This window comes from Massiliimicrobium timonense (assembly GCF_042850985.1).
In the GTDB taxonomy this organism is placed as follows: Bacteria; Bacillota_I; Bacilli_A; order Erysipelotrichales; family Coprobacillaceae; genus Allocoprobacillus.
Genome location: NZ_AP031415.1, coordinates 48,315 through 73,804, shown reverse-complemented (window position 1 = coordinate 73,804; position 25,490 = coordinate 48,315). Strand labels below are relative to the sequence as shown.

The 25,490-nt window shown below is 31.0% G+C and carries 28 protein-coding genes and 1 riboswitch; of the genes, 5 read left to right on the top strand and 23 right to left on the bottom strand.

Translation table 11 applies throughout. The features are described from left to right. From smpB to secG, 3 genes are all read right to left on the bottom strand, one after another. Positions 1-447 carry an SsrA-binding protein SmpB gene (gene smpB, locus ACGHJ8_RS00390; protein ID WP_211962542.1) on the bottom strand — a complete coding sequence of 149 codons (447 nt, stop codon included), beginning with the start codon at positions 445-447 and terminating at the stop codon, positions 1-3. Positions 448-462: 15 nt separating this feature from the next. Then, complete coding sequence (gene rnr, locus ACGHJ8_RS00385) at positions 463-2,670, bottom strand: ribonuclease R (RefSeq protein WP_211962540.1); 2,208 nt, start codon at positions 2,668-2,670, stop codon at positions 463-465. A gap of 65 nt (positions 2,671-2,735) precedes the next feature. Continuing rightward, complete coding sequence (secG, locus tag ACGHJ8_RS00380; protein ID WP_087356910.1) at positions 2,736-2,957, bottom strand: preprotein translocase subunit SecG; 222 nt, start codon at positions 2,955-2,957, stop codon at positions 2,736-2,738. Between the two features lie 207 nt (positions 2,958-3,164). Here secG and ACGHJ8_RS00375 point away from each other — a divergent pair, with 207 nt between their 5' ends. Continuing rightward, on the top strand, positions 3,165-3,725 hold the full coding sequence (locus ACGHJ8_RS00375; protein WP_205089778.1) for a chromate transporter: 561 nt from the start codon (positions 3,165-3,167) through the stop codon (positions 3,723-3,725). After that, positions 3,722-4,291 (top strand): chromate transporter, encoded by a 570-nt coding sequence (locus ACGHJ8_RS00370; protein ID WP_087356908.1) that lies wholly within the window; start codon positions 3,722-3,724, stop codon positions 4,289-4,291. The genes ACGHJ8_RS00375 and ACGHJ8_RS00370 overlap by 4 nt, the downstream gene beginning before the upstream one ends. Positions 4,292-4,327: 36 nt before the next feature. On the opposite strand, the gene ACGHJ8_RS00365 is transcribed toward ACGHJ8_RS00370, so the two are convergent. From ACGHJ8_RS00365 to ACGHJ8_RS00345, 5 genes are all read right to left on the bottom strand, one after another. Next, complete coding sequence (locus tag ACGHJ8_RS00365) at positions 4,328-4,840, bottom strand: hypothetical protein (protein WP_390541057.1); 513 nt, start codon at positions 4,838-4,840, stop codon at positions 4,328-4,330. Continuing rightward, positions 4,833-5,516 carry a DUF4430 domain-containing protein gene (locus tag ACGHJ8_RS00360; RefSeq protein WP_087356907.1) on the bottom strand — a complete coding sequence of 228 codons (684 nt, stop codon included), beginning with the start codon at positions 5,514-5,516 and terminating at the stop codon, positions 4,833-4,835. Before ACGHJ8_RS00360 ends, ACGHJ8_RS00365 begins: the two co-directional genes overlap by 8 nt. Beyond that, on the bottom strand, positions 5,509-6,648 hold the full coding sequence (locus ACGHJ8_RS00355; protein ID WP_390541055.1) for a hypothetical protein: 1,140 nt from the start codon (positions 6,646-6,648) through the stop codon (positions 5,509-5,511). Before ACGHJ8_RS00355 ends, ACGHJ8_RS00360 begins: the two co-directional genes overlap by 8 nt. 78 nt (positions 6,649-6,726) lie before the next feature. Then, positions 6,727-6,905: riboswitch (cobalamin riboswitch) on the bottom strand. Positions 6,906-6,957: 52 nt separating this feature from the next. Beyond that, entirely contained in the window at positions 6,958-7,326 is a 369-nt protein-coding gene (gene crcB / locus ACGHJ8_RS00350; RefSeq protein WP_390541053.1) for a fluoride efflux transporter CrcB, read from the bottom strand. Further along, complete coding sequence (locus ACGHJ8_RS00345; protein ID WP_390541051.1) at positions 7,319-9,013, bottom strand: MraY family glycosyltransferase; 1,695 nt, start codon at positions 9,011-9,013, stop codon at positions 7,319-7,321. Before ACGHJ8_RS00345 ends, crcB begins: the two co-directional genes overlap by 8 nt. Before the next feature lie 177 nt (positions 9,014-9,190). Between ACGHJ8_RS00345 and ACGHJ8_RS00340 the strand changes: the two genes are divergently transcribed. Next, the gene (locus ACGHJ8_RS00340; RefSeq protein ID WP_390541049.1) at positions 9,191-10,342 is read left to right on the top strand and encodes a DUF871 domain-containing protein; all 1,152 of its coding nucleotides are present in this window, start codon (positions 9,191-9,193) and stop codon (positions 10,340-10,342) included. 44 nt (positions 10,343-10,386) lie between these two features. Here ACGHJ8_RS00340 and ACGHJ8_RS00335 read toward each other — a convergent pair whose 3' ends face one another. From ACGHJ8_RS00335 to ACGHJ8_RS00265, 15 genes are all read right to left on the bottom strand, one after another. Further along, on the bottom strand, positions 10,387-11,154 hold the full coding sequence (locus ACGHJ8_RS00335; RefSeq protein ID WP_390541047.1) for an AIM24 family protein: 768 nt from the start codon (positions 11,152-11,154) through the stop codon (positions 10,387-10,389). A 74-nt stretch (positions 11,155-11,228) separates the two neighbouring features. Further along, entirely contained in the window at positions 11,229-11,927 is a 699-nt protein-coding gene (locus ACGHJ8_RS00330; protein WP_390541045.1) for a DNA/RNA non-specific endonuclease, read from the bottom strand. Further along, positions 11,927-12,472 carry a flavodoxin domain-containing protein gene (locus tag ACGHJ8_RS00325; RefSeq protein ID WP_390541043.1) on the bottom strand — a complete coding sequence of 182 codons (546 nt, stop codon included), beginning with the start codon at positions 12,470-12,472 and terminating at the stop codon, positions 11,927-11,929. The genes ACGHJ8_RS00330 and ACGHJ8_RS00325 overlap by 1 nt, the downstream gene beginning before the upstream one ends. Continuing rightward, the gene (locus tag ACGHJ8_RS00320; protein WP_390541041.1) at positions 12,469-12,993 is read right to left on the bottom strand and encodes a hypothetical protein; all 525 of its coding nucleotides are present in this window, start codon (positions 12,991-12,993) and stop codon (positions 12,469-12,471) included. The genes ACGHJ8_RS00325 and ACGHJ8_RS00320 overlap by 4 nt, the downstream gene beginning before the upstream one ends. A gap of 5 nt (positions 12,994-12,998) precedes the next feature. Continuing rightward, positions 12,999-13,535: a dihydrofolate reductase family protein gene (locus ACGHJ8_RS00315; RefSeq protein WP_211962523.1), complete on the bottom strand. Its 537-nt coding sequence runs from the start codon at positions 13,533-13,535 to the stop codon at positions 12,999-13,001. Positions 13,536-13,636: 101 nt separating this feature from the next. After that, on the bottom strand, positions 13,637-14,716 hold the full coding sequence (locus ACGHJ8_RS00310) for an ABC transporter substrate-binding protein (protein ID WP_087297241.1): 1,080 nt from the start codon (positions 14,714-14,716) through the stop codon (positions 13,637-13,639). After that, on the bottom strand, positions 14,697-15,503 hold the full coding sequence (locus ACGHJ8_RS00305; protein ID WP_087244987.1) for an ABC transporter permease: 807 nt from the start codon (positions 15,501-15,503) through the stop codon (positions 14,697-14,699). The genes ACGHJ8_RS00310 and ACGHJ8_RS00305 overlap by 20 nt, the downstream gene beginning before the upstream one ends. Then, the gene (locus tag ACGHJ8_RS00300; protein ID WP_168082604.1) at positions 15,500-16,342 is read right to left on the bottom strand and encodes an ABC transporter permease; all 843 of its coding nucleotides are present in this window, start codon (positions 16,340-16,342) and stop codon (positions 15,500-15,502) included. The genes ACGHJ8_RS00305 and ACGHJ8_RS00300 overlap by 4 nt, the downstream gene beginning before the upstream one ends. 1 nt (position 16,343) lies before the next feature. Beyond that, positions 16,344-17,921 carry an ABC transporter ATP-binding protein gene (locus tag ACGHJ8_RS00295; RefSeq protein ID WP_087244985.1) on the bottom strand — a complete coding sequence of 526 codons (1,578 nt, stop codon included), beginning with the start codon at positions 17,919-17,921 and terminating at the stop codon, positions 16,344-16,346. Positions 17,922-17,938: 17 nt separating this feature from the next. Continuing rightward, positions 17,939-18,472, bottom strand: a complete 534-nt coding sequence (locus ACGHJ8_RS00290) for a helix-turn-helix domain-containing protein (protein ID WP_087244984.1) — start codon at positions 18,470-18,472, stop codon at positions 17,939-17,941. Positions 18,473-18,620: 148 nt separating this feature from the next. Beyond that, the gene (locus ACGHJ8_RS00285) at positions 18,621-19,568 is read right to left on the bottom strand and encodes a 3-hydroxyacyl-CoA dehydrogenase family protein (protein ID WP_211962520.1); all 948 of its coding nucleotides are present in this window, start codon (positions 19,566-19,568) and stop codon (positions 18,621-18,623) included. Between the two features lies 1 nt (position 19,569). Next, positions 19,570-19,869: a hypothetical protein gene (locus ACGHJ8_RS00280; RefSeq protein ID WP_087356894.1), complete on the bottom strand. Its 300-nt coding sequence runs from the start codon at positions 19,867-19,869 to the stop codon at positions 19,570-19,572. A 2-nt stretch (positions 19,870-19,871) separates the two neighbouring features. Then, a complete protein-coding gene (locus ACGHJ8_RS00275) occupies positions 19,872-21,221 on the bottom strand; it encodes an acyclic terpene utilization AtuA family protein (protein WP_390541035.1) in 1,350 nt (449 codons plus the stop codon). Then, a complete protein-coding gene (locus ACGHJ8_RS00270) occupies positions 21,218-21,928 on the bottom strand; it encodes a carbohydrate deacetylase (RefSeq protein WP_211962516.1) in 711 nt (236 codons plus the stop codon). The genes ACGHJ8_RS00275 and ACGHJ8_RS00270 overlap by 4 nt, the downstream gene beginning before the upstream one ends. A gap of 19 nt (positions 21,929-21,947) precedes the next feature. Then, the gene (locus ACGHJ8_RS00265) at positions 21,948-23,279 is read right to left on the bottom strand and encodes a PTS sugar transporter subunit IIC (protein WP_087356891.1); all 1,332 of its coding nucleotides are present in this window, start codon (positions 23,277-23,279) and stop codon (positions 21,948-21,950) included. Positions 23,280-23,443: 164 nt separating this feature from the next. Here ACGHJ8_RS00265 and ACGHJ8_RS00260 point away from each other — a divergent pair, with 164 nt between their 5' ends. Together ACGHJ8_RS00260 and ACGHJ8_RS00255 are read left to right on the top strand one after the other, a co-directional pair. Beyond that, positions 23,444-24,667: a neutral/alkaline non-lysosomal ceramidase N-terminal domain-containing protein gene (locus tag ACGHJ8_RS00260; protein ID WP_390541032.1), complete on the top strand. Its 1,224-nt coding sequence runs from the start codon at positions 23,444-23,446 to the stop codon at positions 24,665-24,667. A 59-nt stretch (positions 24,668-24,726) separates the two neighbouring features. Next, entirely contained in the window at positions 24,727-25,476 is a 750-nt protein-coding gene (locus ACGHJ8_RS00255; RefSeq protein ID WP_087356889.1) for a MurR/RpiR family transcriptional regulator, read from the top strand. The last annotated feature ends 14 nt before the right edge of the window (positions 25,477-25,490 follow it).

The window sequence follows — 25,490 nt, the reverse complement described above, 5'->3', positions numbered from 1 at the left end:
TTAATAAGCATTTTTCAATGCTCTTTCCATATCTCTTTTTGCATCTTTAGCTTTTAAATCTTGACGTTTATCATACAACTTCTTTCCTCGAGCTAAAGCAATTTCTGCCTTAAGCTTAGAGGTGTTAAAATATAATTTTGTCGGAACAACTGTTAACCCATTTTCTTTCACTTCTTTTTGTAATTTCTTAATCTGCTTTTTATGAAGTAACAATTTTCTATTACGAAGTGGTTCATGGTTAAAGATATTCCCTTGTTCATAAGGAGCGATATGCATATTTTCAATAAATGCTTCATCATTTTTAAAACGAATAAAAGCATCTTTTAAATTCACATGACCTTTACGCACAGATTTAATTTCTGTCCCTTTTAACTCTATTCCCGCTTCATAAGTTTCTAAAATAAAGTAATCATGAAAAGCTTTTTTATTTTGAGTCACAATCTTCATGCATATCGCCTCCTTTTATCTTCGTCTTCTTGTTCTTCTATGATTAGACTTATTTATTTTACCCTTTTTTGTACGTTTTGTCTTTACTTTTCTATCATTAATTTTAACTATTTTTGTTTTTTTCTTTCTTGATTCCATTCCCACAACTTCAAAATCAATTGTACGCTCTTTTTTATCACAGGCAACAACTTTAACTTTGACCTTATCAGAAATTTTAAAAGTTTTACCCGTTCTTTCTCCTATCAAAGTCATCTGTTCCTCATTATAATGATAATAATCATCTGTTAAATCAGTAATATGTACTAAACCATCTATTGTGTTAGGTAATTCAACAAAGAATCCAAATGAAGTAATAGAAGAAATCATTCCCTCAAATTCTTCCCCAATATGCTTAGACATATACTCTGCCATTTTCATATCATTCACTTCACGTTCAATGTCAACAGCTTCTTTTTCTCTAAAAGAAGACTGTTCTGCCAATTCAGGAATCACTTCTTCAAAATGAGCAGTCTTTTGATAATTATGTTGAAACAAGAAAGTACGCATCAAACGATGTCCTAACAAATCTGGATAACGTCTAATAGGTGAAGTAAAATGTGTATAATATTCATCTGCCAAACCAAAATGTCCTAAACACTGTGCATCATATCTTGCTTTTTGCATACATCTTAATAACAATGTCGAAACAATAACATGTTCATCCGTTCCCTTAGAAGCATTAATAATCATATTCAATTCTTTAGGAAAAACATGTTCCAGAGAACCTTTAATAGTATAGCCCAAAGGTTTGACAATAGATACAAACTGTTGCAGTTTCTTAACTTTTGGCTGTTCATGCACACGATAAATAAAAGGTAAATCCATCCATTTAAAATGTTGTGCTACTGTTTCATTAGCTTTCAGCATAAATTCTTCAATAATCTTATCAGAAGCACCACGTTTTCTCAAAACAACATCAGTAGGCTCCCCTGTTTTATCCACTATAACTTTTGCTTCATCAACATCAAAATCGATAGCTCCACGTTCATCACGCACTTTTCTTAGCAAAGTTGCCAGCTCCTGCATTAAAAAGAATAAAGGAATTGCTGGTGCATATTCTTTTTGTAAATCCTGATTACCATCTAATATCTTATTCACATTATTATATGTCATACGATAAGAAGAATGAATAACAGATGGAACAATTTCATGATTAACAACTTCTCCATGCTTATCTATTTCCATAATACAACTGATTGTATAACGGTCAGTATTTGGATTCAGTGAACAAATACCATTAGATAGTTTATGTGGTAACATAGGAATAACACGGTCAACTAAATAAATAGATGTTCCTCTTTTAATAGCTTCCTTATCTAAAGGCGAACCCTCTGTCACATAATAAGACACATCAGCAATATGGACACCTAATTGATAATGACCATTATCCAATTTTTTTAACGAAATCGCATCATCCAAATCTTTAGCGTCGTCACCATCAATAGTCACAATCAATTCATTTCTTAAATCTACACGATTTTCTATATCACTTGGATCAATTTCATCTGATATATTTTCAATTTGTTCGTAAACTTCCTTAGGAAATTCAATATCTACATCATGAGCATGAACGATAGATAAAATATCAACACCCGGATCATTACGATGCCCTATAATTTTAACAATATCCCCTTTAATCTGAGGTTTAAAAGCTTTTATCTCTACAACAACCTTATGCCCTGGCATAGCTCCATGTGCATGAGCCATATCCACAATAATTGGTTTATCAAATTTAGGATCATCTGTTTTGATAATATATTCTTTACGCCCTCTTTTGACTTCCCCAACATATCTTATTTGTCCACGTCGAAGAACACGAACAACACGCCCTTCTTCACGATTTCCATGTGATTTGACTTTTTCAATCAAAACAACATCATGATTTAAAGCATCTTTCATATTCGTATCATGAATATAAAATTCACGTTCTTCATCTACTTTTACAAACCCAAAACCACGTTTATTTAATTCTAAAACACCTTTATAATATTGAAGTTGATTAATCAAATAATAATCATTAATACGACTTCTGATAATCAGTCCTTCATTTTCCATCTCATTTATTAATTTAATAAACGAAACATAATCTTGAGTATCGGTCATATGAAAGTATTCTGCTAATTCTTGAATCTTTCTTCTTGTATAACTACGATCAGCCAATAAATTCAATATTTCTTCCTTCATCTTAATCACCTCACTTTTAGTTTATCCAATTAATAAAAAGAGGACACATCAAAGTGCCCTAATGATTAACCCATTCTAATTAAGATTGCAAGAACAAAAAATGCAATTGCAAGTCCAACAGTAATACGTGTTAAAACCAAATCAGCTCCTCTTTCTTTTTGATGAGCAAACAGGTTAGAACTTTGACCAGTCAAAGCATTCACAACACCATCAGATTTTCCACTTTGTAATAGGCATACAACAATAAGAGCAATTGAAACTAAAACTAGTAAAATATTTAAAACCATTGTCGTACCTCCTTTTCTTTATACATTAGCAAAACAATACTATCATATTCACTATAAAAATACAACACTTTTTCTTCAACACAAGAAAATATATTTCTTTAAATATTTTACTTTTCTATCTACTTATATTGTATAACTTTTGAAATAAAAATAATATTATTTTACATATTTTTCAACTTTTTGTATGATAATAACGGAGGTGATTTCATGTCAAAGAAAAAACTCATCACTTTATTTTTTTCAACTTTATATCTCAGTGCTTTTACTTTTGGTGGTGGTTATGTCATTGTTACACTCATGCGAAAAAAATTTGTTAGTGAATATCATTGGATTGATGAAGATGAGATGTTGGATTTAATTGCTATTGCACAATCATCACCGGGTGCTATTGCAGTGAATGGAGCCATTGTTGTAGGCTATAAATTAGCTGGTATTGCAGGAATCATCGTTTCAGTGATTGCAACAATCATTCCTCCATTTGTTGTCATTTCATTCATATCTTTTTGTTATGAAATATTCCGTACAAATATCATCATAGCTTTAATGCTTGAAGGAATGCAAGCTGGTGTAGGTGCCGTTATTGTGGCAGTTGTCTTTGAAATGGCAGCAGGAATTTTCCACGAAAAAAATATTTTTTCTCTATTCATCATGATTTCTTCATTTATTCTCACTTATTTTTTGAATATCAACGTTATCTATATTATCTTTATTTGTATTATGATTGGGCTTATCAAAACTTTTCTATGGAAAGGACGTGTAAAATCATGATACTCCTACAATTATTTTTAAGCTTTCTACAAATTGGTGCATTTAGCTTTGGTGGTGGCTATGCTGCAATGCCACTCATTCAAAATCAAGTGGTGGAATTACACCATTGGCTCACTATTCCAGAATTCACTGACCTCATCACTATTTCCCAAATGACACCTGGTCCTATTGCAATTAACTCTGCTACCTTTGTAGGAATAAAAATTGCTGGACTACCCGGAGCTATTATAGCGACTTTAGGATGTATTCTTCCTTCTTGTCTTATTGTCACTATTATCGCATGGCTTTATCTTAAATTTCGTCAAATGGAATCTTTACAATCCATTTTAAATGTTTTAAGACCTGCAGTTATTGCATTAATTGCTAGTGCTGGTTTAACAATTATTATGACTGCTTTTTTTGGAGAATTAGGTATCGCAGTAGAAACCCTCAAAATCCAAATGGTTGTTATTTTTGTTATTTGTCTATTCCTGTTAATGAAATGGAAAATGAATCCTATCTTTGTCATGGTATTAGCCGGTCTTTTGAATGTACTCCAATATTTTTTAATTCAACCCTTATTATAAAAATAGGAAATGTTAAAATTTTCTCTAAGAAATATCTTAACACTTCCTATATTTTTTAAATACTTTCCACAACAAGGGGGCTCCTATTAAATAAAAAAAGAAATTCCCCACAGCATGAAACGTATCAAATAATAATCCAGCACTATAATAAACAATAAATAATGGCAATCCCCCAATAACAAATTGTTCCAATGATACAATCAAACCAAAAACATAACCCATCACTAAAGAAAAAACAGCCATAACCAAAAGTGATGGTTTTTTATTTCTTCTTCTATAAAAATCACCCATACATTGTGTCAACAGACAAATCACAATCCATGCTAAAATTTGAAAAAAAGTCCAAATTCCCATACCTAAATACATATTAGATACAAGTGTTGTCACCAATGTCAGTTTAATTCCAAAAGCTAATCCAAAAAGTAAAACTGAAATAATAATAATTGAAGTCACTGGTTTAATATTAGGTAAAGCCTGTAAAGCAATGCGAGAAGCAATATTAACTGCCGCTAAAATGCCAATTAAACTGATTTCTTGAATCTTACCCATTTGTTGAATAGATCCACTCAACTTGATCACCATCTTTTAAAATATAAGCACCTGCACCTAAACTTGGATAAGCTCCATTGACTTTATACTTCCAGCCTGATTGTCCACCATAATCAAACTCCATTAGACCATTAATTCCTTTGACATAAACAGCTTGTCCTATTCCTGAAATCTTAACAGTCATCTCATAATTATCGGCTAATATTTTTAACGCATCATAAGCACTCATTCCTTCTTCAAATTCAACATAATCTTGTGCCATCACACCATCAACACCTGTAATTATCACATTGATTGATGCCACTTCTTCAATTTGTGATTCTTCTTCAACTTCTTCCAAAGTTTCTTGTGGTTGTTGTTTAGGTTCTGATGTTTTTTGATTTGATGCATCTTCATCTATTTTTTTTGTTGTTTGAGATTCTGTTTTTTGCTCTGTTTTCTTTTCCTTCTTTTGAGAAGTTTGCTTTTTTTCTTTTTCTTGTGATGATTCATCTTGCTGAGATGTTTCTTTAGATACATCTACTTGCTGACTAACTTCACTTTCTGTTTCTTTATTTTCAACAACTTCTTTTGCTTCTTGATTTGGGACAAAGCAGGTATGATAAATACCTGCTCCCCCAATAAATATAAAACATAATACAATAAAAATAAGTGTATATTTCTTTGTTTTATTCAAAATACTTTCTTCCTTTCAATAAAAGTATTCCACTTCCCATAAATAATAAACCATATTCAAATAACCATGACTGATCATCTGTTTGTACAACATCTTTTTGTTTTGTTGTTTCTGTTACAACTTCTTTTTGAGGTTGTTTTTGAGATTGAGAAGATGATGTTTCTGTCTTTTCTACTTCTTGTTCAACTTCTACTTCCGGTTTAACTTCTATTTCTGGTTGTTTTTCTGTATCTATAACTTCATCTAAAGCCAAATAATCCTGTTTTGCTTTTTGATAAACAGATTCATTATAATAATACCCTATTGTTTGAATCCCTTGAACGGTTGCATAATCATTCACTTCTCCCGGTGTTGAATACCAAAAACTTCCATCAGTATTTTGATATTTTAATAATACGTCATATGGATTATACCCATTTTGATTATATGTACCTGCTTTAACTCCTTTGGCATCATATGTTAATAAACCTATCATAACACTTGCTTGTGTGTTCACATTAACACCACTAAAACTATCTTTATATCCTGCTTGTCCATCTCGCATAGATTGCAAATACACAATAGCACGTTGAATAGTGGGTTGATATTTGTCTTTATCAACCAAAGACAAACTTTCAATAACCCATGAAGTAATATCTAAACTAGGACCATAGCTTGACCCAAAAGCCCCATTATCATCAATGAGAGATGTTAAATAATCTGCTGCCAGTGATAATTTAGGTGAATCAACAACATATAATGCAAAAACTCCATAAACTTGAAAATTTGCATATGTTGAATTATTCTTTTTATCAAAAGCTCCGTTTGATTGAACACAATTTTCTAGCATTTCTACATAATTAACACCATTATAATTTTTTGGATTATCTCCATGTAATGATAAAGCAATTACAGATTGTGCTATTTCAGACGCATAGTCAGTAGAAATTAAATGATCAATAGAATAATCACTAGAATCCAATCCAATGGCTTCATAAGCATATAATTCACTAAAACTATTGAAACTTGTTTTTTGTGAATAATAACCTTTTGCTGATGTATAACTTTCGTCATACGATAATGCTGCTGTTGGTAAAACTTGACTAGCAATCAACATCAACATCATTAATAAACTTGTAAAAATTTTCTTCATTTTGTCCTCCATTTCTCCTAGACAAAAATAGGGACTTTAACCCTAAAATTGATACTAGAACGACTTTATACTCCGTAAAGTGTATTCCAAGATGTTGGCATGTATTCCGGCTCAAGTTCAACGTCTTAGCACCTTCCCAGTTTCCCAGTGGTATTACGCTTTAACTCCCTTTCACGGCTGCGGGACAGCTCAGGATTTTCACCTGCTTCCATTTTCATGAAATACTTCTATTTCCAACCAACAAATTCATAAACTTTTACATCCACATTATATACCATTATTTCCAAATAATAAAGAAAAAAGAGCCTTTTAAAAAGCCCTTATTCCTACAATCATTTTTCCTAAATATACTCCAACAATACATCCTGCAATACTGATGAAAACATAAACGATTGCCATAAAAATCATGCCATTTTCTAATAATGTTAAAGTTTCTAATGAAAATGTTGAAAAAGTTGTAAATCCTCCACATAACCCTGTTTTTAAAAAGAGATGGATTTGTGAAGGCAAATATTGTTTTTCAAATAAGCCAACAACTACTCCTATGATAAAAGCTCCCAGCAAGTTTGTGATTAATGTTAAAACTGGAAAAGAACTTTTGATAGGCAATAAACTTAAAGTATATCTAAAGATGGATCCTATGGCTCCACCTAGTCCTACCCACAAGAACTTATCCATTGTCACTCTCCATTGCGACAACACTAAACTTTTGATCTTTTTCAATCAAAGTTACAGTCGTCGTATATTGTAAAGCATTGAGTATTGGATTCACTTCATTAAAAGTGATTTGAACTTTCACATCATAATAACTATAATCTTCTAAACCAGATAAAGCTTTATAAGAAGGGACATTAGACAAAATATCATAACGGATAACTTCTGGAGGATTGATATATTGTTGATTATCTCTATAATATTCCTGTTTAGCATAAGCTGTAAAATCGTCTTTTTTATCAGCATAGAAGTAATCAATTCCACCTATCTTTCCTTCTTCTTTATTAGATAGTGTATAATAATCACTTACAAAATAGGCTGCGACTAATTGTCTTTCTGTTTTTTTATCACCACGATTAATGGCTGTTACCAGCTGATTATAAATATCACTCATAAGGCTTGTTTCATTTTGTGATTCTACATATTCTATAGTTATCGTTTTTTGTGGAATAGCTTTTTCTTCATGATTTAAAACAAAAACCATTGAAAAGACAATACCTATCACAATAATTAATATAACAGCATATCTTTTTTTAGCTTTTCGAATAATCTTTTGATATGGTTTTGTATCTTTAATAGATGGTAAATACTCACTTTTAATAAAAATATTTAAAATTGTTAAAAATGGTTTATACTTACGATCAATCATATTGGTTGCTTCTACAAATAATTCAAACAATAACATTAAAGCTACAAATAAAATAGTTGCACCTACTTTATCAAATAAATAAAGATACGAACATAACGAAAACAAAACTGTCACAGTGTATAAAATCAAAACACTCTTAGTTTGACCTAATTCCAAAGAGAACATTAATTTATGATGAAGATGGTTACGATCTGCTTCACTAAAACTTTTATGATGAACTTTACGACGAATAATCGCAATAAAAGTATCCATGATTGGTACCATTAAGACAACAATAGGCGCACCTAAAGTAAAGAATGAAGAACTTTTATAACCAAATCCAAGTAATGAAATAACTGCAATCATAAAACCAATAAATAAAGCTCCACAATCTCCTAAGAAAATAGAAGCAGGATGAAAATTATAAACAAGAAAACCTCCAATAGCACCTGCCAAAAGCAAAGATAGCGATGATATATCCGTACGTCCATATGTTAAAGAGGTTAATGAAATTGTCACTAAAACAATAATAGAAATACCTGCACATAATCCATCTAATCCATCTATCAGATTAATCGCATTACTGATTCCTACAATCCATAAAATAGTGACTAAAATAGCCAAGACATAGGAAATAGAGTCTGGCAAAAAAGGTAATGTAAAACCTTTTAAAACAATATCTCCATAAATAATCACAACCAATGCCGCAATAACCTGACCCAACATTTTTAATTTAGGTGATAAGTCATGAATATCATCATAGAAACCTGTTAAAAAAATGATAAAGCCACCAATCAATATCGCATTAATTTGAATATCTGTTTTCAAAAAAATCATTGTCCCAATTAAAAAACTAGCATAAATCGCGTAACCACCAGTTCTGGCAATGATTCCTTTATGAATGGTTCTTTTATTCGTATGAGCAATAATCCCAAGTTTTTTTGAAACTTTTCCTACTATAGGAACAAGAATTAAACTAAATATGAAAGTTACCACAAATGATAAACATATTTCCAAACTCATGATTTTTCGCTCCTTTCTTACATTCTCTATCTTTTGTTATATCATAAATCCATGATTTTGCGAAGTCCTACTCCATATATTTTTCATAAGAGGCTTGAATTTTAAATGTCTTTCTATCTTTTTCTTAAAGTCTATTGCTAAAGATGTTATAATGATTTTATAAGGAGGAAAATGAATATGCACAAATTAGGTATTTCTGTATACCCTGATAAAACACCAAAGAATGAGGTATACGCATACATGGAAAAAGCTGCAAAATTAGGTTACAGTAGAATTTTTACATGTTTTTTATCAATTCCAGATGAAGAAAGAGAAAGTTATTTGGTTGAATTTAAAGAATTCATGAAAAAAGCTCATGAATTAGGATTTGAAGTTGCTGCTGATACAAATCCACAAGTTTTTGACTTAATTGGAGCAACACCTGGTAATTTAAAACCATTTGCTGATTTAGGATTAGATATTATCAGAATGGATGGTAACTTTGGGACACAAGGTGATATTCAATTAACACGTAATCCATACAATATTAAAATTGAATTTAATGCCAGTATGGATATGGGTGTAGAGTTATTAATCAACAATGGTGGTAATAAAGATCAAATCACTATGTGTCATAACTTCTTCCCAGAACGTTATACTGGTTTAGATTTTGACTTATTTATGGAATATAATCGTTATTGGAAAGAATTAAATTTGCACACTGCTGCCTTTGTTTCTAGTAACAATGAACATACAATCGGGCCATGGAAAGTTTTCTGTGGTTTACCAACTGTTGAAATTATGCGTGGTTTACCAATTGATTTACAAGCACGTTATATGTTAGCGACTGGAGATGTTGATGATATTTTAATTGGAAACTATCCAGCAACTGATGAAGAATTAGAAGCTCTAGCTAAAGTCAATTTACAAGCTATTGAAATTAGAGTGGATGAAGCTGAAGGTATTAGTCAAAACGAAAAAGAAATCATGTATGATTTTGCCCCTCATTGGGATCGTTATGATCATTCATCATTTATGTTAAGATCTTCATCACCACGTGTATGGTTTAAAGAAAAGAAAAGTGTTCAAGATGGAGATATGGGAAAAGATTCTCAAATGAATGTAGAATCACAATCTATTCCATATAGAGATCCTGGTAAAAAAGTTTTCACTCGTGGAGATGTATTAATTGTTAATGATAATTTAGCACACTATCGTGGTGAACTTGAAATTGTTTTAACTGAAATTCCTAATGATGGTGAACGTAACTTAGTAGCTACTGTAAAACCTGAAGAATTAATGTTGTTAGATTTCATTAAACCTGGACATCATTTTAAAATCTTAAAGTAAAAAAACAAAGGATTGAAAGTTTCGTTTTCAATCCTTTTTTATATCTATTTTCTTGATTCAACTGGTGCAATCAAAACTTTTCCTGTTCCACGATAAACATTCACAAGTCCTTCACCAGATGCTGCTGATCCTGCTAATGTTTTTCCAGAACGTTCTACTTTGAACTCAAGAGTTCCACTCCATGCAATAGCCATATTCCCATCAATTTTTAAAACATCATCTTTTAAAGTCACTTCAATAAGTTCTTCTTGTGGACATTCTGATTCTAAACATACAATACCAGAACCTTCTATTCCAAGATTAAATAACCCTTCATTTCCCATTGTCGCTGATGATAAATTAGAACGCATAACTGCCTTATGTTTTAACTTTGCATCACAAGCTAAAAATAATCCATCATCTAATACAACAGATTGATTCCATTCATCAAGATCAAGTAATAAAATATGTTTATATGTAGGTTCTAATACAAGGATTCCATCTCCAGTATATTCTGGTTTAATTGCTGATTCTCCAGTCACTTTTCCCCTTACCGCTTTAGATAACAAATCACCTACACCCTTTAATCCTGTTGTTGCATAGACATTGCCAACCATCCATTGCATGGCTCCTGCCTGTACTACAACATCAGCTTGACTTATATCACAAATAACCTGTCTTTTACGAATATTCATTTCACTACAAAAATAAGCTGTTTGTGCATGATGTGGCATTACACTTAAATCACGTTGATATTCAATCACTTGAAAAGGTCCTTTTTCATTAATGATTTTCACATCATTATTATTTGTAAAATTAGAAATTGTAAACATATTGATGACCTCCTTTTCTCCATTGTACTAAACCATTTTTAAGGAGTCCAACTTTTTTTATTATTTTTATATTTTTATTCATCTAAAGAGCTTTTTCCAGTCTGATAATCAATTTTTACTTGAGGTTGAACATTATAAACAAACACATTAAATTCAATATCTAAACCTCGATCCTCTACAGACATAGCTTCCATCAATACACCATCAGCCACCAGATTATCTTCTTCAAAAACAGGTGTCACACGATATAAAACATGATTTCCTGTATCTTTCACATAATCAGCAACTTCATTTTCAAAAGGCAACATTCCTTCTGTATTCATATATCTTGTCCCTGTGATTAAATTCTTTTCATTTGCATTTTCACCACTTAACTGATAACCAATCAGATGACATCTGTTGTAAAGATATTTACCATCTACAAAATCATATTTCTTTGTTTGCCATCCTGATGGTTTAATCACGCCAATACTTCCTCTTTCTTTTGTAGGCATAATATCTTCTCCAATATTTGCATATGCTACACCACAACGTCCTAAAGAATCTAATGGACTATATTCTTCAAATGATTGCGTTGTTAAATCTTTTTCATCAAAATAGGGCTCATTATCATTAACAATGACATAAGGCTTACCACTATATTCAGGAACATCTTCGAGATCACTTGCATAAGAAATTGTCGATTGATGATATTCAACTCCAACATAACCCCCAGCAGCAATAATCAAAGCAATAAATAGTTTTACAAATTTCTTTTTATATTTTCTTTTCATCATAAATCCTCTTTTATCATATTATTAATATCTTTAATTATAGGTTTTAACATATCAAAATCAACAAAATTAACTTGTTTATGATATGTTTCAATCATAGCTAAATCTTCAGCTGACATCTTTTCTCGTGCTTTCTTTTTGATCATTGTATACAAAAGACTCATCATTGTTTTATGTTTAAAATTTAATTTTGAATAATCAATACCACCACGTAAATGATATATTGTTGTTGTAGCTAGCAAAGATTTCGGTATTTGACGCTTCAAAGATTGTCTGATATTTTGAATGTTTTTTTCATCTGTTACATCAGCTAAACCAACTGTTACAACTATTAATTTTATCTTTGAATGAATTTTCTTTTGAAAATTTTTAAAACCTTTCAATCCTCCTGCATACAAACCACCTAAATAAACAACAAAATCATAATGATCTATTGTGCCTAAATCTTGTTCATTTTCTGTTGGTAATCCTGTTTGTTTAGATAATTCTTTGGCATATTGTTTTGTTGTTCCATACTGACTCCCATAAACAATAATTCCTTTCATGATTTACTTCCTTTCATGACTTCAATAGCATTTTGTACCTGTACAACATCTATAAGATTTTCTAACATAATATATCTATGATAACGTCTTCTTCCTGTATAAACAAATTCACTGAAAATAATGGTTCCCAGACCATTGTTATGAATTTTAATTTCCATTGGTGGCAAATCATTTCCATTATATATTTGTATTTTACGACCTTTTTTAATCATTAATTTTTTATTGGTAATGACATAAAATGTTTTATTTCTTAAATATATCTTTTGAATTATTTTTCCAAAAGCCATATAGAAACCAACACAAACAAAAGGTATCATCCATATAATCAAAAATAATGTAGGCTGCATGAATATAGCTCTTATAAAATTTAAACAAAAAAACAACCATACAATTCCAAATAAACTCACAATAACATCATTACCTGTAATCAAATGCCCTTTTTCTGGTTTTCCTTTCCATAAAATATACTCATCCAACATCAAATAAGGCTTACAAAAATCATATTGAATCATATCTTCCATATCATTCATTCCTCTCTATGTACATAAACCAATTCCATCATTCCATTGTTTTCTCTATAATGAATTAACTTTAAAGGTACAGAATAATATTCACTTTGAAATAATCTTATCCCTGACCCTAACAAAATTGGAATCACTGTTATATAATATTCATCAATCAGTTGGCTTTTTAAAAGTGGTTGAATCATTTGTGAACCACCACAAATCCATATATCCTTCCCTTGTTTTTGTTTTAACTTAGAAACAATATCTTGTGGTTTTTCACTTGTAAAAATTATATTGTGAGTAGAGGTTACCTGTTGATGTGTGACAACATAACTTTTTAGATTAGGATAAACCCAATGTTCTGGTGATAATTCCGTTATAATTTGATGATAGGTTTTCCACCCCATAATAACAGTATCTATATTTTTTACAAATTCTTCAAAAGTATCTATAGCATCTTTTTGTCTATCTAGACCAGCTAACCAATCAACTTTTCCATACTGATCTGCAATATATCCATCTAAACTCATCGCAATAAATAAAATAACTTTTCGCATAACTCACCTCAACATCTCAAATTATAACATGCTCTATGTTACCCGTCTATGATTCATCCATCAAAAAAAGAAGATTAGCCATAGGCCAATCTTCCCCATCTTTATTGAGCATTTGAAGCTGCGATTTTTACTTTACTGAAGTAATCTGAAATGATTTTACGAGTTGCTTCATCATATTCAAAAACTTCATCTTTATCATTACCAGTTCTAGGTACGTAAGCATTAATTCCTTCATAATCTCCACTTGCTAATTCATCCATAACTTCCTGATTAGCAGAAGTATATCCTACAAAACTAGAGTTATCCATAGCAGCTTCATAGCTACAAGCATAGTTAATAAATTCATGTGCTAATTCTACATTTTCAGCATTCTTTGGAATCACCATAGCATCACTCCATAAGTTTGTTCCTGTTTCAGGCATATAGAATCCCATGTTTTCATTTTCACTCATAACATAAGCAGCATCTCCAGAATAAATCAATCCTAAAGCTTTTCTACCTTGAGCCATGTTATCAATAATTTCATCAGTGACAATTTCTGGTTCCATTGTTTCAACACATTTCACTAACCAGTTATAAGCTTCTTCTAATTCTTTTTCATCTTTTGTATTCATTGAATATCCTAAAGCTTTTAATGCCATCATGAATGAATCACGTTCAGAATCATATAGATAAATATCTCCTTTGTATTTAGTATCTAAGAAAATATTGTATCCTTCTTTTTCTAAATCAGCTTCACTGACTTTTGTTTTGTCATAAACAATTCCTACTGTTCCCCAGAAATATGGAATAGAATATTCATTGTTTGGATCATAAGGTAATCCTTTGACAGCATCAACAAGCTCATCCATACATGTAATCTTATCTTTATCTAATTTTTGAATAAGATCTTCTTGAATTAATCTTTCAATCATATAGTCACTAGGAACTAAAATATCATATGGTTCTCCATTTGCGACTTTAATATACATAGCTTCATTTGAATCAAAGTAATCCACAACGACTGTTGCGCCTGTTAAATCTTCAAAACCAGAGATAAAATTTTCACCCATGTATTCTCCCCAGTTATAAAGGTGTAATTCTTGTCCGGCATATGGTTTATCTGCATTTGAATCCCCTCCACACGCTGTTAAAGTAAACATTGTTGCAACCGCTAATAAACTAGTTAATAACTTTTTCATCTTTTTTCTCCCTTCTTGCTTTAATTAGTGGTACTACATTGATAATCACTAAGACTACCGTTATCAATACTACGACAAGCGTAGATATTGCATTGATTGTTGGGTTAACTCTTTTACTCATTGTATAAACCATGATACTTAAGTTTTTAACCCCTCCTCCTGTTACAAAGTATGAAATGATAAAATCATCAAATGACATTGTAAAGGCAATTAAGGCTCCTGATACAATACCAGGCATAATTTGTGGCACTAAAACTTTTGTTAAAGCTTGCCATGGTGTTGCTCCTAAATCCATTGCCGCATCAGATAGATTTGGATCTAGTGAACGTATCTTAGGCATCACACTTAAAATAACATAAGGTATACAGAATGTAATATGAGCAAGTAACATTGTCATAAAACCACGTTCTATATGAAATGTAATAAATAGTAACATCAATCCAATAGCTGTCACAATTTCTGGATTCATAATTGGAAAATCATTTAACTGCATCATGACTTTTTTAACAATCTTGCTTGATTTTGATAAACCAATGGCACTAATTGTTCCTACTATTGTCGATACAATTGTAGCAATCACAGCAACTGTAATTGTGACATATAATGATTCCATCATATCTCTATTTTGGAAGAGTTTTTCATACCAGTTTAAACTAAAACCAGTAAAATGTGTTAATGATTTACTTTCATTAAAAGAGAAGATAACCATAAATACAATTGGTAAATAGAAGAATAAAATCATCAGAACCATTAAAATTTTACCAATAATTCTCTTATCTTTTTTCATGATTCCTGATTCCCTCCTCCACTATTACGTTCATCAATTTTTCTAATTGCATACATACAAATCATCATAATGACTGCCATAATCATAGAGATTGCACTACCAAAGTTCCATTCTCCAACTGTAATAAATTGATTTTCAATCACGTTACCAATTAAGAAGAACTGTCCTCCACCAAGAAGTTTAGGAATAAAGAATGAACTCACTGCTGGTAAAAAGACAAGTGTTATTCCACTGACAACTCCTGATAAAGATAATGGCAAAGTGACACGTAAGAATGTCTGGACTCTGTTCGCCCCTAAATCAGCACTGGCTTCTAATAATGATTTATCCATCTTACATAAAGATGTATTGATTTGTAGAATCATAAATGGAATAAAGTTATAAACCATTCCAAGCAATACAGAACCTTCTGTATATAACAACTCTACATCTTTAAATCCAAAGAAACCTAAAATTGTTTGAGCTATACCCCCATTAGAAAGAATTCCTATCCAGGCATATGTTCTGACTAACATATTAATCCACATTGGTAAAGTAATAGCTAAAACAAGAATATTACGAACACGATCACTGCTTCTTGCAATAAAATAAGCAACTGGATAACCTAAGACAACACAGATAATTGTTGTCTTCACAGCAATCGTCAATGAACGCCATAAGACAAGTAAAAAGTCTGGGTCGGTAAAAAACTTTTTAAAATGATCCAAAGTAAATGTAAAGTTAATGATATCATTTCCACTTGTTGTTAATGAATAGAAAAGAATTAATAACATTGGTAATAAAATCATTAAGATCACCCATATCATATAGGGCCATGCTAATTGTGAAAAACGTTTCATTCTAGAACCCCATCTTTTCCATGACATGAATATCTTCAGGGAAGAATGTTAAACCGACCTCTTTACCTTCTTCCACATAATCTGTTGTATGAATCTTTAATTCTCTACCTTCTGTTGAGAAAGTGACTTTATATGTTCCTTCTTCAATATGTTCAGGATCAAAATCATAATCTACATAAATATCTACAGATTCATCTTCATCATTCAATTTCCATCCTTGAGCATTTGCCCATGTTTTTAAATCTGTATCTAAGGCTACGGATTCATCAAGTTCATCAACTGTCTTAAAGAAATTGAATGCCATAACCCCTTCATTCGCTCTTTCATTCTTCACAACAGGTTGATTCACAACAATGATCTTACGTTCTACTGATGTTCCACTTGAAGTCGAGAATGTCACTGCATATTCACCAATTTCTTCTTTTAAATCATAATCAATCTTACTGATAGAAATATAATCATCTGTTTCAGGATTCCATGCCTGTGCATCAGCACGCGCAATAATTTCAGCATCATCTAATGATTTGACATCTTCAATATCGACATAGAAATCATTGGCACTGATTTTTTCTTTTCCGTTTTCAGATGTCACATCACGATTTCTGATGACATGCATGTTCACAGTTACACTTGTTCCTGGAACAGTTTCAACCATAACTTCATAATGTACACCTTTAAAAAGAACACTTAAGACTTCTCCTGTCATTTTTCCATCTTTGACATCGACAATATCAATATCCTCTGGACGAATCACAACATCAACAGGTTGTTTATCTTTAAATCCAAAATCCACACAGTCAAAAACAATATCATCAAATTTCACTTTATAATCTTCTAACATGACAGCTGGAATAATATTACTTTCCCCAATGAAGTTTGCTACATATCTATTTTCTGGTTCATTGTAGATTTCCTGAGGTGTTCCAACTTGTTGAATTTCCCCATCCTTCATAACAACAATCTTATCTGACATAGTTAAGGCTTCTTCCTGGTCATGTGTAACAAAGATAAAGGTAATTCCAACTTCCTGTTGAATTCTTTTTAATTCATATTGCATTTCTTTTCTTAATTTTAAATCCAATGCTCCAAGCGGTTCATCTAATAACAAAACCTTAGGTTCATTAACAAGTGCTCTGGCAATCGCTACACGTTGCTGTTGTCCCCCAGAAAGAAGTGTAACGTTTTTATTTTCAAAACCTTCTAAACCAATGAGCTTTAACATTTTCATAACTTTTTGTTCAATAACGTCTTTACTCATTTTCTTAATTTTTAATCCAAAAGCAATATTTTGATAAACACTCATATGTGGGAAAAGAGCATATTTTTGAAAGACAGTATTTAACTCTCTTTTATGTGGAGGAACTTGACTAATGTCTTCTCCATCAAAAATAACTTCTCCCTCAGTTGCATCTAGAAAGCCACCTAAAATTCTTAGTAATGTTGTCTTTCCACACCCACTAGGTCCCAGTAAAGTCACAAACTCATTTTCATATATATCAAGGTTGACACCTTTTAAAACAATTTGTCCATCAAATTCTTTCACTATATTACGAAATTGTATTAACTTCTTCTTATCCATAATCATACTCCCTTCTTTTAAAACATTGGTGGTGTTGTGACCCACAATATTTTGGCATCACTTGAACCATTATTGATAAAATAATGACTTTCTTTACCATCCATATAGAATGTTTCTTTTGCTTTTAATCTATATTTTTTATTCCCACGAACTAAAGTGACATTTCCTTTTAAAATATAACCGAATTCTTCTCCATTATGACATTCCATTTCTTTACTTCTTTCATGTCCATGAATAGTTAAAAGAATTGGTTCCATTTCATTTTTCTGAGCATTAGGAATAACCCATTCAATCGTATATTCGTCTTTTTCATCCACAAAAAAATCCTGTGTATGAAAGACAATCTTTTCTTCCTGATCAGATTGAAAGAACTCAGAAAGATTGGTGCCTAGTGCCTCTAACAAATCTTCAAGTGTAGAGATACTTGGACTGGTTAGATTTCTTTCAACCTGTGACAAGAACCCTTTTGTGAGTTCACTTCTTGAAGCCAACTCTTCCAAGGTCAAATCATTTTTAATACGCAAATCCTTCAATTTCTTTCCAATGTCCATATAAACCTCCATGTCACTATACTAAACTTTAAATTCAAAAAATCAAACAACTTTATTATACATATTTCTACCCCTAATGCAACAATAAATTTCATATTTTTAAAATAAAGTTCATAAATATTAAACTTCCATACAAAAAAAGAGAACCTTAAAGTTCTCCTTGATTCTTATATAAAGCATTAAATATCTTTAACAACTTATCATCTCTTTGTTGCGTCGCTTTTTGATCTTTATCCTCTGTATAATCATAAAATCCTTTTTGAGTTTTCACTCCATATTCACCAGCTTGATAATGCTCTTTTAGCAATGTTGGAATATCATGACTATCACACAGATCCTCCATTAAATATTCACTAATATGATAGAAAGTATCTAAACCACCAAAATCTGCCACTTCTAATGGTCCTAAGCAAGCATAACGAAAGCCTAAACCATATTTCATTACATCATCAATGCCTTCTTTTGAAACAACACCTTGTTCTACTAAAGATAAGGCTTCTCTTAATACTGCAAACTGGATACGATTTGCGGCAAATCCCAAAACATCTTTTTGAACAATAACTGGTTTTTTACGAATATCTATGCTTAATTGATAAATAGCTTGAGCAACCTCATCACTTGTATAATCTCCTTTTATAATTTCTATTAATAATATAAGATGGGAAGGATTAAACCAATGCATACCAATAAATCTTTCTGGCTTATAAACTGATGAAGCTAAATCATTAATAGAAATTCCTGAAGTGTTCGTTGCTAGAATAGTATCCTCTTTTACAATTTGTGATATGTCCTGATAAAAAGATTTTTTAATGTCTACATTTTCAATAATACTTTCCACAACAAGATCACAATCTTGAAAACAATCCTTTTGCGTTGTATAGGATAAACTGTTTATGATGCTTTGTGCTTTTTGTACTGTGATTTCATGTTCATCTACAAGTGTCTGTATATTATCCTTGATATGTTTTTGTGCTAACATTAATGCTTCTTCTTTTAAATCATAAATGGTAACTTGATATTCAAATTGAGCAAAGATTTCTGCCATGGAATATCCCATTGTTCCTGCTCCTGCAATGACAATTTTCTTGATTTCCATATTATATCTCCATTTCCAACAATGCACTACCTAGTGTCTTTCCATGCATATCAATAGCTAAAGAACGTGTCACGCCTCCACCTAAAGCATCTTCCATCACAAAATTCAATGCCCCAATACTTTCAATTTCATATCTTGTGATTTTTCCATGAACAATATCATGAAAATAATCCTTTAATTTTTCAGGAGTGACCTTTTCTTTTAATAAAGCATAATCTTCTTGTTTATAAGCTATAAGTGAAATAATAGAAATATTTCCTTTATCCCCTGTTCTTGAATGTGCAATCTCTTTTAATTTCATTGTTATACCTCCAAAACATGAACTGTTATATGAAAGTGATTAACTGGTACAAGTATAGATGCAATGCTAATAATATCTTTAATATTCTTTACTGCACCGCCACCACCAGATGGACCATTTGTATATAACGCTTCTACTTCATTACCAATCATTTGTGCCTGTGCTATGTTTTTGACTCTGGCTGCAACTCTGAGCCTCACTTCTACTGGTGTATATTGATTCATTTGAGTTGATATATCATCATGATACAATGCATTCATTCCTATCATATCATATCGTATTTCTTCATATTTCAATCCTATCATTTCAAAACGATGTTCAAGTATTTCCTTAGCTAACTGAGCCTTTGATAATGCATTTAAACCACCATAACTGATTTGCCCTTCTCCAATATAACAATCATGATAGCCAACACTTGTTTTATAATATCCATTAGGTGCATGTCCCGTTGCTCCACTGATTTTAACACGATCTTTTCCAATTTGTTGGACTTGAACATGTGAAAAATCAGCAATAACATCTGGTGTAAAATATTTTGTAGGATCTTGAATTTCATAGAGTGTCTGTTCTTTTACAGTCTGTTCAGTCACTATACCACCTGTATGTTCTAATTTTGTGACGACACCATCACCATTTTCGTCAACTTCAATAATTGGAAATCCAAGATTCCATAGTTCTGGAACATCTTTATAACCTGGATCAGCAAAATATCCTCCTGTAACTTGCCCAGCACATTCCAATAAATGACCAATCCATGTCCCTTTTCCAAGTTTATCATAATCATCCATAGACCAATTCCATTCATAAACTAATGGTCCTAAGGCTAATGATGGATCCGCTACACGGCCAGTAATGACAATATCAGCCTGATTTTGCAAAGCCTCTACAATACCTTTAATACCAATATAACCATTTGCAGATAAAATCTCTCCATCAATATGATTCAATGGTTCTCCTGTTTCCATGACCTGATAATCCATGTACTCTGAAAGTTTATCTGTGATATCATCACCTTCTACATAGGCAATTTTTAAATTTTTAATTCCTTTTTCTTGAGCCATGCTTTGACATTTATATGCAGCTGCTTTAGGATTTGCTGCTCCCATATTTGTAATAACCTTAACGGGATGGTCTTTAATAGCATCTAATATTTTATCAAAGCGATATTCAAATAAATCATTATATCCTAGTTGAGGATCTTTCTGCTTATTTTTTTGAGCTAGCGAAATTGTTCTTTCAGCTAAACATTCAAAAATAATATAGTCAAGATTTCCTCTTTGTATAAGATCTATTGCTGGTTCAATGCGATCTCCACCATATCCTGCACCTGAACCAATTCTTATTGTTTTCATTGATTAACCTCCTCGTCTAAATAATTTGTTATGATAATTTTGTTTTTTTGTATATAGTCTTTAATCGCTGGATCACATAATACAGCAAGTTCCTGAACACGTGGTAAAGCATATGAACTTTTTAAATATAATTCCAAATCACATTCCCCACAATGTGACATTATTTCTATATCTTGATCTTTATATTTTTCTAATATATGGATAAGCCCCTCTATTGATACATTATCTTTGATAAATTCATTGACAAACTGAAAATGATTATATCGTCTTATTGGTAAATGATATTCTTGTGCAAGCTTCTTCGTTGCTTGAAGATTATTTTGAAAATCATGCATACCATGATGACTATCTAGATGACTAGGCATACAACCAAAGACTTCAATAAATCTTTCTATCTGTGCTTTAAATTCATTATAAACTTCTTCAACATCAAAATAATGATTTTGTAGTTTTGCTGGCTTATAAAAATATCCTTCTTCATCTGTTAAAGTCTTATTTTTCGTTAATGATTTTCCTAACGTCAATGTTAAATGAACCCCTATTGATAAATTTGGACAATCTTTTAATAAATTTTTTCCATATTCAATATAAGGCATATTACATAAAGCTGTTGTAGAACGAACAATTCCTTGATGATATCCTTTGATTATGCCATCTGTCACAGCTTTGGTATAACCAAAGTCATCAGCATTGATAATAACTTTCATATTCAAAAAGTGCAGAATATTATTCTGCACCCTCCTCACTTGCTAGTAATTGTTTATCATATGCTTTAATGAATGGTAAAGCAATAATGACATCTAATACAAGCAAGACAGCCCAGACAAGAATAGCTTTCAAATCCATAGATGCTAACCAAGCTTGAAATGGCCCTGGCACAGTAAATGGTAAAGATACAAAGAATTTTCCTAAAAAACCACTGTCCATTAAGAAATAAACAATTGTAAAATTCAAGTTATTACAAATTAAGAAAGTAATAAGTGTAAATGGATTTAATACTGTTGGCAATCCAAAGATTAATGGTTCATTAATATTAAAGAACGCAGGTACAGAAGCGATTTTCGCAATTGATCTTGCTTGTGAAGATTTACAGAATAACAAAATGACAATCACTACTGCAAAATAAGAAATCCATCCCCCATATACACTATTAACTGCTCCTGCAAAAATACTAGGTAATTCTTTTCCAGCAGCATAAGCTTCAGCATTTAATGTTAAACCAAGTGTTGTTAATGGTGTTGTGACAACTCCAACCATATTTGCTCCATGAACACCAAAGAACCAGAATGTTGTCATTAAAACATTAATAAGAATAATTGATGGTAATGATCCTGTTGCTGAAATTAAAGGTTGGAAAGCAGCATAAATCAAACCAGTAATACCTGTACCAAAAAAGCTAATACATACAGAATTGAAAATCATAAATACTAATAAACTCACGATACCTGGAATTAAGACATTAAATGGTGCTGCCACATTTGGTGGTACTTGTTCAGGTAATTTAATCACCCAATGATTCTTTATAAATAAATGGTTAATTTCGATGACTGCCAATGCTACAACAATAGCTGTAAACATTCCTGAAGCTCCTAAATCTGTTAATGGAATAGCACTCACACTTACTTCTCCACTTGTATAAGTTTGAGGAACACCAGCAATACATAAATAAACAAGTAAAACTGAAATCATATTTGAAATTGTATTCATTTTATATGTTTTACATAATTGATATGCAACACCCAAAACAACATAAACAGAAATAGCTCCAATTGTTAAATAGTAAGGTGTTAATAATGTCGCAGCGTTTGCTGAGGCCCAATCACGCCACATACATAAAAATGAGAAGAAAAAATTTGTTGGTTGTAAAGATGCGTCAACGGGCGGCTGGGCCAATAATATTGCAAATCCTCCAATAATTGTAACAGGTACTAAAACTGTTAATCCATCTCTAACAGCAGCTAAATGTCTTTGCTGTGAGATTTTTGTTGCTACAGGAACAACATATTTTTCTAATACTGCCTGGAACTTAGCCATAAATCCTTTTTGTGTTGAATCCATAATATAGATTTCCCTCCTTTATAATCTGTCATTTTGTTAACCGGTTTCATTTGACATATATAGCGTATCACATTATGAATGGTTTTGCAATATTAAATTTATTTTTTTGAATACTCTTTCATTTTTAGAAAAACTATGCTATACTAAAAGCGGAGGTGGAAATCATGAAAATAGGTTATCATAAATTAGATATTACTCCTCAAAAGAGTGTATATATGGCTGGTTATAATCGTCCTTTTCAATCACAAGGTATTTTAGATCCTATTGAGATTAATACAATGATTTTATCTTATCAGGAAAAATTGTTTGTTATTTCTATTTTAGATTCAATTATTATCGAAAATAGTGTGATAAAACCAATAAAAAATGAGATTTGTCGTGAATATCATTTATCAGATGAGCAAGTCATTATTGGGTGTATTCATACTCATTCAGCGCCAGCTTATTTTCGACCATTTTTTGAAAAAACAACTATCGAAAAAGAACTTCAAAAACAGCTTATTTCACAATTTATTTTCTCTATTCATAAAGCTATGGACTCATTAACTGAAGCAACTATTCAAATAAAACATACTATCATTCAAGGTGTTTATGGTAATAGAAACAAAGTGGATGGCTATGCGGACAAAAATGCATATATTCTAGAATTTATGAATGTCCATTCAAAATTACCTATCTTTTCTCTTATTTCTTTAGCTTGTCATCCAACTATTTTAAATCAATCTAACTATAAGCTTTCTGCTGACTTATTAGGTCACATTAGACAAAAATATCAAAATAAATACCATCAGCCATGTATGATTATCAATGGATGCTGTGGTGATGTTTCAACTCGCTTTTATAGAGAAAAAAGTGGTGAAGAAGAATTGGATCGTGTATCTTCATTAATATTAGAACAATTAGACAATGCCAAAATTATTCAGACATCAATAAATAATTTACAATGGTCTTCATATTGTCATGATTATATTTATACTGGAAAAGATGCATTTATTACAAATGAAATTCCTAAGTTGCAATATGAAATCCAACAAAATCCTAGCGATCAACAGATTCCAGTTAAACAAATGCTATTAAATAATTTAATCTTAAAGCGTGATAAAAGTCCTATGACTTTAACTTTATATAGTCATATTATCAATTTAGGAAATATCATGTTTGTCTCTTTACCTGGTGACATTACTGCAATCTTAGGTAAAAAAATAAGAGATGCCTTTCCTGATAAGCTCATTATCATAATAGGATATTGTGAAAATTATTCTAACTATTTTGTATGCAAAGAAGATTATGGATTATATTTCGAAACATATATTTCAAGATTAGAAAAGGGAAATGCTGATCATTTTATAGAAAACACTATTTTAAAAGCAAAAGAATTATGCAAGTAAGACTATTTCATTTTGCGAAATAGTCTTTTTTTATTATAATAGCTTTAGGAGATGATACAATGAATCCTTTTGAAAAAATGGAGTTAAAAAAAGAAACATTTACAAAAAAAGAAATGATTATATATGATCTTTTACATAACGATTTAGAAATCATACTAAGAAGTTCTGCTACTGACTTATCTAAAAATTATCATGTTTCTCAGGCAACAATTACACGTTTCTGTCAAAAACTTGGATATGACGGTTTTAATGAATTTAAATTTGATGTCTTTCGCTTAGAAAAGAAAAATACTGATTCGTCTTTAGATAATGAAACATACATTGATTCTTATATACATTTATTCAATATCATTCAAAGTTCTTTAGATTATCAGCAATTAGAGAATCTTGCAAATGATATTATCCAAGCTGAAAATGTGATTATTTCAGGCTTTCATAAAAGCTCTTTGCCAGCTAAAATGTTACAATATAATTTATTTAAATTTAATAAAAAAGCTATCGTTTTAAACAATGACGAGATTCATGAACTTCCTCATATTATTACTTCTCAAGATATTTTCATCTTCTTTACAAATAGAGGAAATGGTTTAAATACTTTAAAACCTCTTTTAAAAGAATCAAAAGAAAATATTCAGTATCAATTAGCTCTTATTACAATGAATGATAAATTATCTATAAAAAAATATTGTGACCAATATATATGGTTACCTTCATCAACCAATCAGAATTTTCAACAATACCTTGAAAATCAAATTGTATTTTTCTTATATATAGATTTATTAACATCTCAAATTGCTAAAAAAATTTAAAGGAGTATAGATTA

Bases quoted from the DNA above. Each gene is read 5' to 3' on its own strand.
- ACGHJ8_RS00335 (WP_390541047.1), bottom strand. From the start codon at position 11,154: ATGTTTACAATTTCTAATTTTACAAATAATAATGATGTGAAAATCATT.
- ACGHJ8_RS00270 (WP_211962516.1), bottom strand. From the start codon at position 21,928: ATGAAAGTTATTATCAATGCTGATGACTTTGGTTATACCAAAGCTGTG.
- ACGHJ8_RS00280 (WP_087356894.1), bottom strand. From the start codon at position 19,869: ATGAAATTAAAAGAGATTGCACATTCAAGAACAGGGGATAAAGGAAAT.
- ACGHJ8_RS00255 (WP_087356889.1), top strand. From the start codon at position 24,727: ATGAATCCTTTTGAAAAAATGGAGTTAAAAAAAGAAACATTTACAAAA.
- smpB (WP_211962542.1), bottom strand. From the start codon at position 447: ATGAAGATTGTGACTCAAAATAAAAAAGCTTTTCATGATTACTTTATT.
- ACGHJ8_RS00330 (WP_390541045.1), bottom strand. From the start codon at position 11,927: ATGAAAAGAAAATATAAAAAGAAATTTGTAAAACTATTTATTGCTTTG.
- crcB (WP_390541053.1), bottom strand. From the start codon at position 7,326: ATGGATAAGTTCTTGTGGGTAGGACTAGGTGGAGCCATAGGATCCATC.
- ACGHJ8_RS00355 (WP_390541055.1), bottom strand. From the start codon at position 6,648: ATGAAGAAAATTTTTACAAGTTTATTAATGATGTTGATGTTGATTGCT.
- ACGHJ8_RS00325 (WP_390541043.1), bottom strand. From the start codon at position 12,472: ATGAAAGGAATTATTGTTTATGGGAGTCAGTATGGAACAACAAAACAA.
- ACGHJ8_RS00305 (WP_087244987.1), bottom strand. From the start codon at position 15,503: ATGAAAAAAGATAAGAGAATTATTGGTAAAATTTTAATGGTTCTGATG.
- ACGHJ8_RS00340 (WP_390541049.1), top strand. From the start codon at position 9,191: ATGCACAAATTAGGTATTTCTGTATACCCTGATAAAACACCAAAGAAT.
- ACGHJ8_RS00260 (WP_390541032.1), top strand. From the start codon at position 23,444: ATGAAAATAGGTTATCATAAATTAGATATTACTCCTCAAAAGAGTGTA.
- rnr (WP_211962540.1), bottom strand. From the start codon at position 2,670: ATGAAGGAAGAAATATTGAATTTATTGGCTGATCGTAGTTATACAAGA.
- ACGHJ8_RS00290 (WP_087244984.1), bottom strand. From the start codon at position 18,472: ATGGACATTGGAAAGAAATTGAAGGATTTGCGTATTAAAAATGATTTG.
- ACGHJ8_RS00310 (WP_087297241.1), bottom strand. From the start codon at position 14,716: ATGAAAAAGTTATTAACTAGTTTATTAGCGGTTGCAACAATGTTTACT.
- ACGHJ8_RS00365 (WP_390541057.1), bottom strand. From the start codon at position 4,840: ATGGGTAAGATTCAAGAAATCAGTTTAATTGGCATTTTAGCGGCAGTT.
- ACGHJ8_RS00285 (WP_211962520.1), bottom strand. From the start codon at position 19,568: ATGGAAATCAAGAAAATTGTCATTGCAGGAGCAGGAACAATGGGATAT.
- ACGHJ8_RS00295 (WP_087244985.1), bottom strand. From the start codon at position 17,921: ATGGATAAGAAGAAGTTAATACAATTTCGTAATATAGTGAAAGAATTT.
- ACGHJ8_RS00345 (WP_390541051.1), bottom strand. From the start codon at position 9,013: ATGAGTTTGGAAATATGTTTATCATTTGTGGTAACTTTCATATTTAGT.
- ACGHJ8_RS00320 (WP_390541041.1), bottom strand. From the start codon at position 12,993: ATGGAAGATATGATTCAATATGATTTTTGTAAGCCTTATTTGATGTTG.
- ACGHJ8_RS00300 (WP_168082604.1), bottom strand. From the start codon at position 16,342: ATGAAACGTTTTTCACAATTAGCATGGCCCTATATGATATGGGTGATC.
- ACGHJ8_RS00315 (WP_211962523.1), bottom strand. From the start codon at position 13,535: ATGCGAAAAGTTATTTTATTTATTGCGATGAGTTTAGATGGATATATT.
- ACGHJ8_RS00370 (WP_087356908.1), top strand. From the start codon at position 3,722: ATGATACTCCTACAATTATTTTTAAGCTTTCTACAAATTGGTGCATTT.
- secG (WP_087356910.1), bottom strand. From the start codon at position 2,957: ATGGTTTTAAATATTTTACTAGTTTTAGTTTCAATTGCTCTTATTGTT.
- ACGHJ8_RS00275 (WP_390541035.1), bottom strand. From the start codon at position 21,221: ATGAAAACAATAAGAATTGGTTCAGGTGCAGGATATGGTGGAGATCGC.
- ACGHJ8_RS00375 (WP_205089778.1), top strand. From the start codon at position 3,165: ATGTCAAAGAAAAAACTCATCACTTTATTTTTTTCAACTTTATATCTC.
- ACGHJ8_RS00265 (WP_087356891.1), bottom strand. From the start codon at position 23,279: ATGGATTCAACACAAAAAGGATTTATGGCTAAGTTCCAGGCAGTATTA.